7 protein-coding genes and 1 pseudogene are annotated in these 6,843 nt (G+C 48.3%); 3 read left to right on the top strand and 5 right to left on the bottom strand.

The features are described from left to right. The 5 genes and pseudogenes from HMPREF2954_RS07690 to HMPREF2954_RS07710 all read right to left on the bottom strand — a co-directional run. Nucleotides 1–1,010, bottom strand: a pseudogene (locus HMPREF2954_RS07690) (hypothetical protein); the annotation flags it as partial. Nucleotides 1,011–1,012: 2 nt separating this feature from the next. Next, nucleotides 1,013–1,909, bottom strand: coding sequence for a hypothetical protein (locus tag HMPREF2954_RS07695; RefSeq protein WP_045074022.1), 897 nt, complete (start codon nt 1,907–1,909; stop codon nt 1,013–1,015). A 326-nt stretch (nt 1,910–2,235) separates the two neighbouring features. After that, a complete protein-coding gene (gene ftsX / locus HMPREF2954_RS07700; RefSeq protein ID WP_045074024.1) occupies nt 2,236–3,153 on the bottom strand; it encodes a permease-like cell division protein FtsX in 918 nt (305 codons plus the stop codon). Beyond that, the gene (gene ftsE / locus HMPREF2954_RS07705; RefSeq protein WP_045074026.1) at nt 3,150–3,800 is read right to left on the bottom strand and encodes a cell division ATP-binding protein FtsE; all 651 of its coding nucleotides are present in this window, start codon (nt 3,798–3,800) and stop codon (nt 3,150–3,152) included. Before ftsE ends, ftsX begins: the two co-directional genes overlap by 4 nt. A gap of 333 nt (nt 3,801–4,133) precedes the next feature. Beyond that, nucleotides 4,134–4,616: a TlpA disulfide reductase family protein gene (locus tag HMPREF2954_RS07710; protein WP_003775962.1), complete on the bottom strand. Its 483-nt coding sequence runs from the start codon at nt 4,614–4,616 to the stop codon at nt 4,134–4,136. A 188-nt stretch (nt 4,617–4,804) separates the two neighbouring features. Here HMPREF2954_RS07710 and arsC point away from each other — a divergent pair, with 188 nt between their 5' ends. The 3 genes from arsC to HMPREF2954_RS07725 all read left to right on the top strand — a co-directional run bounded on the left by arsC (nt 4,805) and on the right by HMPREF2954_RS07725 (nt 6,487). Beyond that, nucleotides 4,805–5,164 (top strand): arsenate reductase (glutaredoxin), encoded by a 360-nt coding sequence (arsC, locus tag HMPREF2954_RS07715; RefSeq protein ID WP_003761047.1) that lies wholly within the window; start codon nt 4,805–4,807, stop codon nt 5,162–5,164. A 22-nt stretch (nt 5,165–5,186) separates the two neighbouring features. Beyond that, nucleotides 5,187–5,858, top strand: coding sequence for a YdcF family protein (locus HMPREF2954_RS07720; RefSeq protein ID WP_045074030.1), 672 nt, complete (start codon nt 5,187–5,189; stop codon nt 5,856–5,858). A 92-nt stretch (nt 5,859–5,950) separates the two neighbouring features. Further along, entirely contained in the window at nt 5,951–6,487 is a 537-nt protein-coding gene (locus tag HMPREF2954_RS07725; protein WP_045074032.1) for a C40 family peptidase, read from the top strand. Nucleotides 6,488–6,843 lie beyond the last annotated feature (356 nt).

Consider the following 6,843-nt stretch of genomic DNA (forward strand, 5'->3'; position numbering starts at 1 on the left):
GCCTTATCCATATTGACCACCGCCTCATTCAGGTTGGGAGATTCGTGGGCGATACTGATTTCCCTGGTGCGTTCGTCAACATCAATCAGCGATACGCCGCGCAGCCCTTGTGCGTAACCTGCCGCCGCCATCGACATGCCAATCCTGTCCAAATCTTCCTCACGATACTGGATGTTTTCATGTCGACAAAAATCAACGAAACATTCTTTTCCCTGATGGTAGATGTTTTGCGCGTATTGCGGCATATCTTCGATACGCAGGGCCGGTTTGGCAATATCTGTCTGTGCGTATTGATACGGCTGTTCGCGTTGATTTTCGCTCATAAAAAATGGCCTAATAATGGAAATGTTGCGTACCCATTCTTGTGCCAACTGTTTATCGATTTCACTAACTTTATGCTTGGTATTTATCGCAAAATTGGAAGTTTGATACTCATGGTCAGAAATTACGCTACCACCTCGGTTTTTATAGTAATAGCCGTCAGAATAGTCCGATACTTTCGTTGATAAATCGTTACTAACCGCCAAAGCGTCCACATAATCACCTTGCGTTTTCATAATACGCTGCCAAGCTGCTTCTTGAGCTTGTTTACCTCCTTCGTAATTTCCAATCAACCGCATAGGTACTTCTAGAGTCCAGTTGTTTAAGCTCAAACTATGTTTTTTAAATACCTCTCCGTGAAATTTCCGGGCTTGCTCAAAACTAATATCTGAACGATTCTCTCCTTTTTTAATATTTTGTTCTAAAGCGTCCAAATAACCTTTAGCCATATCAACACGTATGCCATTCAGCTCTTCCTTACTAAACTGTTTACCCGAAGTATTCTTCATAAACAAAATAGCAGCTCTTCCTGTAACTGTATCGGCGGCAGCAACACCTTTTGCCCAGCCTGCGTAATCGTATCCCTTATCCAATAGTTCGGTATAGACTTTGACCACACCGGTAATACCATTCTGATTAATTTGTTTCCTATATCGGTCAATATCTTGTGAAGAAAGAACTGCACGCATGATTATTTACTCCTATTGCTTGATGATTGAATGTTAACTGGATCATTTTCTGCCGTGTGTGTAAATCCAAGGATTATGTCTGCTGACTGTTTTTCCAGTTTTTGCCAGTCATATAACCTTTGACGGCTGTAAAGTAAATCTATTGTAACTTGGATACCGTTCATAAATTTGAAGCGATGGCGACATGGGGGATTAGGTACATCTTTGTTAGAGCACTTGATATAGCTTCGGACATGACCGCTTTTATCTCTTGCGATAAACAAATCATCAGATTCAAAGTTTTCAAAACGGTACGGTTTACCGGTTTTTGGATCGGTACCAGGAACGATATACTGTTGCAATCCATATAGGGTTTCTGAAATTTTGACATAATGGTAAGACGGCAGCTCAGGTTTCTCTTCCAAATCCCTATTTAAAAACGTATCTAAAAAATCAGGACGATTCATAATCTCATTGTTACTCTCTATTCCAACTAACACCCAAGGCGAAGCAGGCTGATTTTCTTCTTCGTAGAAATCTCCGTCATTACGGGTATCCCTAATCCTTCCCGTATTATGGTTCATATAAAACCCCATAGATGTAATTTTAGAATCGTAGGTGCGCGGGGGGGCTTGGTAGTCTATCCATTCTTTGGCAAACGGTGATGGGGTATCTGCATACATCACATCCTGCACTGTATAATCCACCATGCGGACACGTGCTCCACCCAAAGTGCCGATAATATCAGGAGCATCATAAACCGGTGGTAATACTCCTCCAACTTTGTAATTGGGAGATAGAGGGTTGATTTTACTTTTTTCTTTCGGATATTTAGATGGCTGCGGGCAAGCAGACAGTGAAAGAGCGGAAAACAAAAGAAGAAGCCGGAAAATTAAGCGGTTCATCTGGATAAGGGTCATGTTTGTTTCCTTATAGATAGAGGGGTAAATAAAAAGTCGTCTGAAAAATAGTCATAAACAGCTTTTTGTCCTTTCAAAGCTTACCTAAGAATGCTAAAAAGATGATTCAAAAAATAGGATATTTTTCTTCAAAGCGCACAACAGAGTTTGAATTTTACTGATGCCAACCGCGCCTAATCAAGTTAACAGCACATCATGATAATTAGTTGAGTAGATTTCCCTGCATATTATTTCCTTATACGATAAATGGCAGCCAATCAAAGGTCGTCTGAAACCTTGTTTTAGAGTTTCAGACGACCTTTTGCCTTTGCTTCAATCCAATGATTTTATTTCTTAGCTCTAAAGCCCAACAGATGTTGCGTGGTGGCAAGCCATGCACCGAAGACGCCTAGGGCAATGACGAAGCCAAACACCAGCGAAACTTCGCTGAAATAGAAGAAACGCCAGCCGATATTAAGCCCGTAGGGTTTGAAGATGGCATCTACCAACGGGCGCACGGCGGAGAGCAGCCAGCCGCACAGCCCCAAGCTGACGGCGGCGGAGAAGATACTCTGCCACATGGCTTGATAGAGGAAGGGGCGGCGGATGAACGATGCGGGCGCACCGAGCAGCTTGGTGATTTCGATTTCTTCTTTGCGGCTGAGGATTTGCAGACGGATGGTGTTATGCGCGACCAAGACGAACGCCATGCCCAGCGTCAGTGAAAGAAACCATAAAATTTTGCGGATGAACTCGTTGATTTGATACAGCGTTTGCACCCATTCGGTGTCCATGGTGGCGGATTCGACCATGGGCAGCTTGACCATATCCTGATAAATCGCCTGCATTTGTGCGGGCGGCGTAGCGGGATCGGGCGTTACGATAAATGCGTCGGGCAAGGGGTTGCCGTCGAGCATGGAAACGAGGTTTTGATCGAGGTTGGATTGCAGCTCTTCCAAGCCTTCCTGCTTGCTGATGAAACGGATTTTGTTGAGGCGGGCATCACGTTCCAACAGGTTGCGGACGGTATCGCTGTCGGCTTTGGAAGCATCGGTTTCCATATAGAGGGTGATTTGCGGCGACTCGTTGAGCTTGCCTAAAACGCTTTGCCCGCTTTGGATGCCCAAATACATGAAAAGCGGCAGGGTCATGGCGACGGCGAGCATCAGTAGGGTGAGCAGCGTGCCGACGGGTTGGCGCAGGAGCTGTTTGAGCGCAGTGCGCGCGGATTCGACGTGCAGCGAGACGTAGTGGATGATGCTCATGCGAGTCGTCCTTTCGAGAGGCGCAGGATGCGGTGGCCGTAGTCTGCCATGAGGGTTTCGTCATGGGCGGCGACGATGACGGTGGTTCCTGCTTCGTGGAAGGTTTTGAACAATTCCATGATGTCGAGCGCGTAGGCGCGGTCAAGGTTGGCGGAGGGTTCGTCGGCAATCAGGAGGCTGGGTTGGTGGACGACGGCGCGGGCGATACACAAGCGTTGCTGTTCTCCGCCTGAGAGTGTTACGGGATCGTCCAATTCGCGGCCTTTCAAGCCGACTTTTTCAATGGCGATGCGGGCGCGTTCTTCGGCTTTGCGCGGCTGATAACCGATAATCCGTAGCGGCAGGATGACGTTTTGCAGGACGTTGCGGTCATAGAGGATTTTGTGGTCTTGGAACACGATACCGATATGCTGGCGCATGAAGCCGATTTGGTTGTCGCTCAATTCGCCCAAGTCTTGGTTGTTGAACCACACTTTGCCTTTGCTGGGCTTGGTAATACCGGAAATCAGCTTGAGGATGGTGGACTTGCCGGAGCCGGAATGGCCGGCGATAAATATCATTTCGCCTTTTTTGATTTGGAAGCTGACGTTTTTCAGGGCTTCAAAACCGCCGAGATAGGTTTTGGAAACTTGTTCGAAACGGATCATAAGGTATTCCTGGAAAGGGGTCAGGACAAAATTATCCACAGTTAATCCACAAAAGGATGCGCTATCGGAGATAGGTCGTCTGAAAAATAGGATATGTGCCGAATTATAAAGATTTCGGCGTTTTTTTGATAGTTTGCTCAGATATGGACGGCGGTAGGCAAAGCGTCGGACTGACGGCTTTACAACACAATATTACAAGTGTGATTGTCACGTTTGCGAAATGCTGAAATACTTATCCACATGTCAAAAAGTCGTCTGAAAAGGATTTCGGCGTTTCAATCAAACCCGCCGTATCCGTTTTCAGACGACCTTCCACATCGGTTTCAGCCCGACTTATTTACATTTCTCTTTAGCCGCATTGACGGCGGCGGTCAGGCTTTTTTCGTTGACTTCGCCGGTGATGGTTTGTTTGTAGCCGCATTTTGGAGCTTCGACGACGGTGAACGGCAATACGCCGACGTTGTTGCCGTAAGACTTCATGAAATTGCGGCTGTCCGCACCGGTATAGCGCCAAACATGATAGCTGACAGGGGTTTGTTTCAGGAATTTGCCGATGTTGTCGGATGTATCCAACGCGATACCGACCATATCGACGCTGCCTTTTTTCTGCGCTTTGTACCAAGCGGACATGGCGGGCATTTCCTTACGGCACGGACCGCACCAGGTCGCCCACAGGTTCACCACGCGCACGGGGGCTTTGAGCGATTGCAGGCTTTGCGGCTTGTTGTCGTTCCAGCCTGCCAGCGGGTCGGCGGCAAACGCAGGGGCAGACAGGGCGGCAGTCATCAAAACAGAGGCAAGCAATAATTTTTTCATAAGTTCCATCCTTTGCATCAATCAGATGAACGCATTGTAACCCCTTTCAGCGTACTGTCTATGGAGAAAATGAAGATGTTGGATTTTAGCGGTAAAAAATGACGATTATTGGGTGATAAGTTGAGGAAATTGCCAAGGCAGCCGATAATAAAGCCCATCAGCAAAATCTAAAAACATTGGAGAACCCTATGTCGTCTGAATTCACGCTCTACCACAATCCGCGTTGCAGCAAATCACGCGCCGCTTTCGACCTGCTCGAAGCGCGCGGCATCAAAGCCGAAGTCGTCAAATACCTCGACACTCCGCCCGACTTGGCGACACTGAAAGACATTTTCGCCAAGCTGGGCTTAGAGTCCGTACGCGGCATGATGCGCGTCAAAGACGACTTGTACAAAGAACTCGGTTTGGACAAACCCGACCTCGACAACCAAGCCCTGCTCGAAGCCATCGCCGCCCACCCCGCCCTGCTCGAACGCCCCATCCTGACCACACAGGACAAAGCCGCCATCGGCAGACCGCTCGAAAACATCGAAGCCCTGTTGGACTGAAGCGCGGGAAGGCCGTCCCTACATGATTTCCCTGTTCCGCAGCCGCAACGGCTTGCGCTACTACCTCTTTCGCGGCATAGGTCTGAGTATCCTGCTGGTACTCGGCATATTCGGCGAGGGCGCATGGCAGGTGTACCACACCGGCTCGCAGCCCCTGCCCGGTCATGTCCGCGCCGATGCCGCCCTCGTGCTCGGCGCCGCCGCATGGGACAAACGGCCTTCGCCCATCTTCCGCGAACGCATCAACCACGCCATCACCCTCTACCAAAGCCACCGCGTCGAAAAAATCGTTTTTACCGGCGGAACACCCAAAAAAGGCTACATGACCGAAGCCGAAGTCGGTCGGCGCTACGCCCTCAAGCAAGGCATACCCGCGCACAACATCCTCTTTGAAAATACCTCGCGCAACACCTACGAAAACATCCGCAACATCCGCCCGATATTGCGCGCCGAAGGCATCGGAAGCATCATCATCGTTAGCGACCCCTACCACCTCGCCCGCGCCCTCGAAATCGCCTCCGACCTCGACATCGAAGCCTACATCTCCGCCACGCCGACCACGCGGTTCGACCAAAGCAAGGAAAAAAACAAATTCCTGCTCCAAGAAAGCTACGCCCTCTTCCTCTACCGCATCGGCAAATGGAGCGAAAACTTTTGGGACTGGCTGACAATGAGTAAAACAGAAGACGAATAAATGAAAAAGAGTCGTCTGAAAACCGTTGAAATTCAGGTTTCAGACGACCTCAAAAAGACTACAATCAGTGTTACCCATAAAGGTTAACCATCATGAAACACATATTTCAAACTATCCTGACCGCCGCCTTAATCCCTTTTCTTGCCTCATGCGGCTTCTCAACAGGCAAACACCGTCCGACGGCCAAAACCCACGCTTCTGCCCGAAAAGTCCAACTCGTCCGCATCAGCAATATCGATCACACCCAAGGTTCGCAAGAGCTGATGTTGCACAGCATGGGCCTTATCGGTATGCCGTACAAATGGGGCGGCAGCACTACTTCTACCGGTTTTGATTGCAGCGGCATGATTCAATTTGTCTATAAAAACGCCCTCGGTGTCAGCCTGCCGCGCACCGCCCGCGATATGGCGGCGGCCAGCCGTAAAATCCCCGACAGCCGCCTTAAGGCAGGCGATCTCGTTTTCTTCAACACAGGCGGCGCGAACAAATATTCGCACGTCGGCCTATACATCGGCAACGGTGAATTCATCCATGCGCCAAGCAGCGGCAAAACCATTAAAACCGAAAAACTTTCCAGCCCGTTTTACGCGAAGAATTATCTAGGCGCGCATACCTTCTTTACCGACTGAAAAACAGCAAATCAGCAATCGGTATAAAGATCCGTTTGGTTTTTGATACGGTGAGACCTTTGCAAAAATAGTCTGTTAACAAAATTTGACGCATAAAAATGTGCTAAAAAATTTTCAATTGGCTAAAACCTTTTTGATATTGAGAAACAAAGTAGAAGCAATCAGGGAGGTTCTTCATTTTGAAAATGGTATTGAGCATAAAATTTTAATAACTCATGTTATTGCAAAGATCTCACGGTATCTATTATCTCGGTCATTCCCGCGTACGAATGATGAACTAAGCAGTCGGCTATATCGTCAATCCAAATCGGAAATGCTGATAAAAAAGGTCGTCTGAAACCAGATTTACGGTTTCA

This window comes from Neisseria sp. HMSC067H09 (assembly GCF_001814135.1).
Lineage (GTDB): Bacteria > Pseudomonadota > Gammaproteobacteria > Burkholderiales > Neisseriaceae > Neisseria.

What these genes read in the sequence shown, in the direction of transcription:
- HMPREF2954_RS07695 (WP_045074022.1), bottom strand. Translation starts at nt 1,909, where the DNA reads ATGACCCTTATCCAGATGAACCGCTTAATTTTCCGGCTTCTTCTTTTG.
- HMPREF2954_RS07710 (WP_003775962.1), bottom strand. Translation starts at nt 4,616, where the DNA reads ATGAAAAAATTATTGCTTGCCTCTGTTTTGATGACTGCCGCCCTGTCT.
- HMPREF2954_RS07725 (WP_045074032.1), top strand. Translation starts at nt 5,951, where the DNA reads ATGAAACACATATTTCAAACTATCCTGACCGCCGCCTTAATCCCTTTT.
- ftsX (WP_045074024.1), bottom strand. Translation starts at nt 3,153, where the DNA reads ATGAGCATCATCCACTACGTCTCGCTGCACGTCGAATCCGCGCGCACT.
- HMPREF2954_RS07720 (WP_045074030.1), top strand. Translation starts at nt 5,187, where the DNA reads ATGATTTCCCTGTTCCGCAGCCGCAACGGCTTGCGCTACTACCTCTTT.
- ftsE (WP_045074026.1), bottom strand. Translation starts at nt 3,800, where the DNA reads ATGATCCGTTTCGAACAAGTTTCCAAAACCTATCTCGGCGGTTTTGAA.
- arsC (WP_003761047.1), top strand. Translation starts at nt 4,805, where the DNA reads ATGTCGTCTGAATTCACGCTCTACCACAATCCGCGTTGCAGCAAATCA.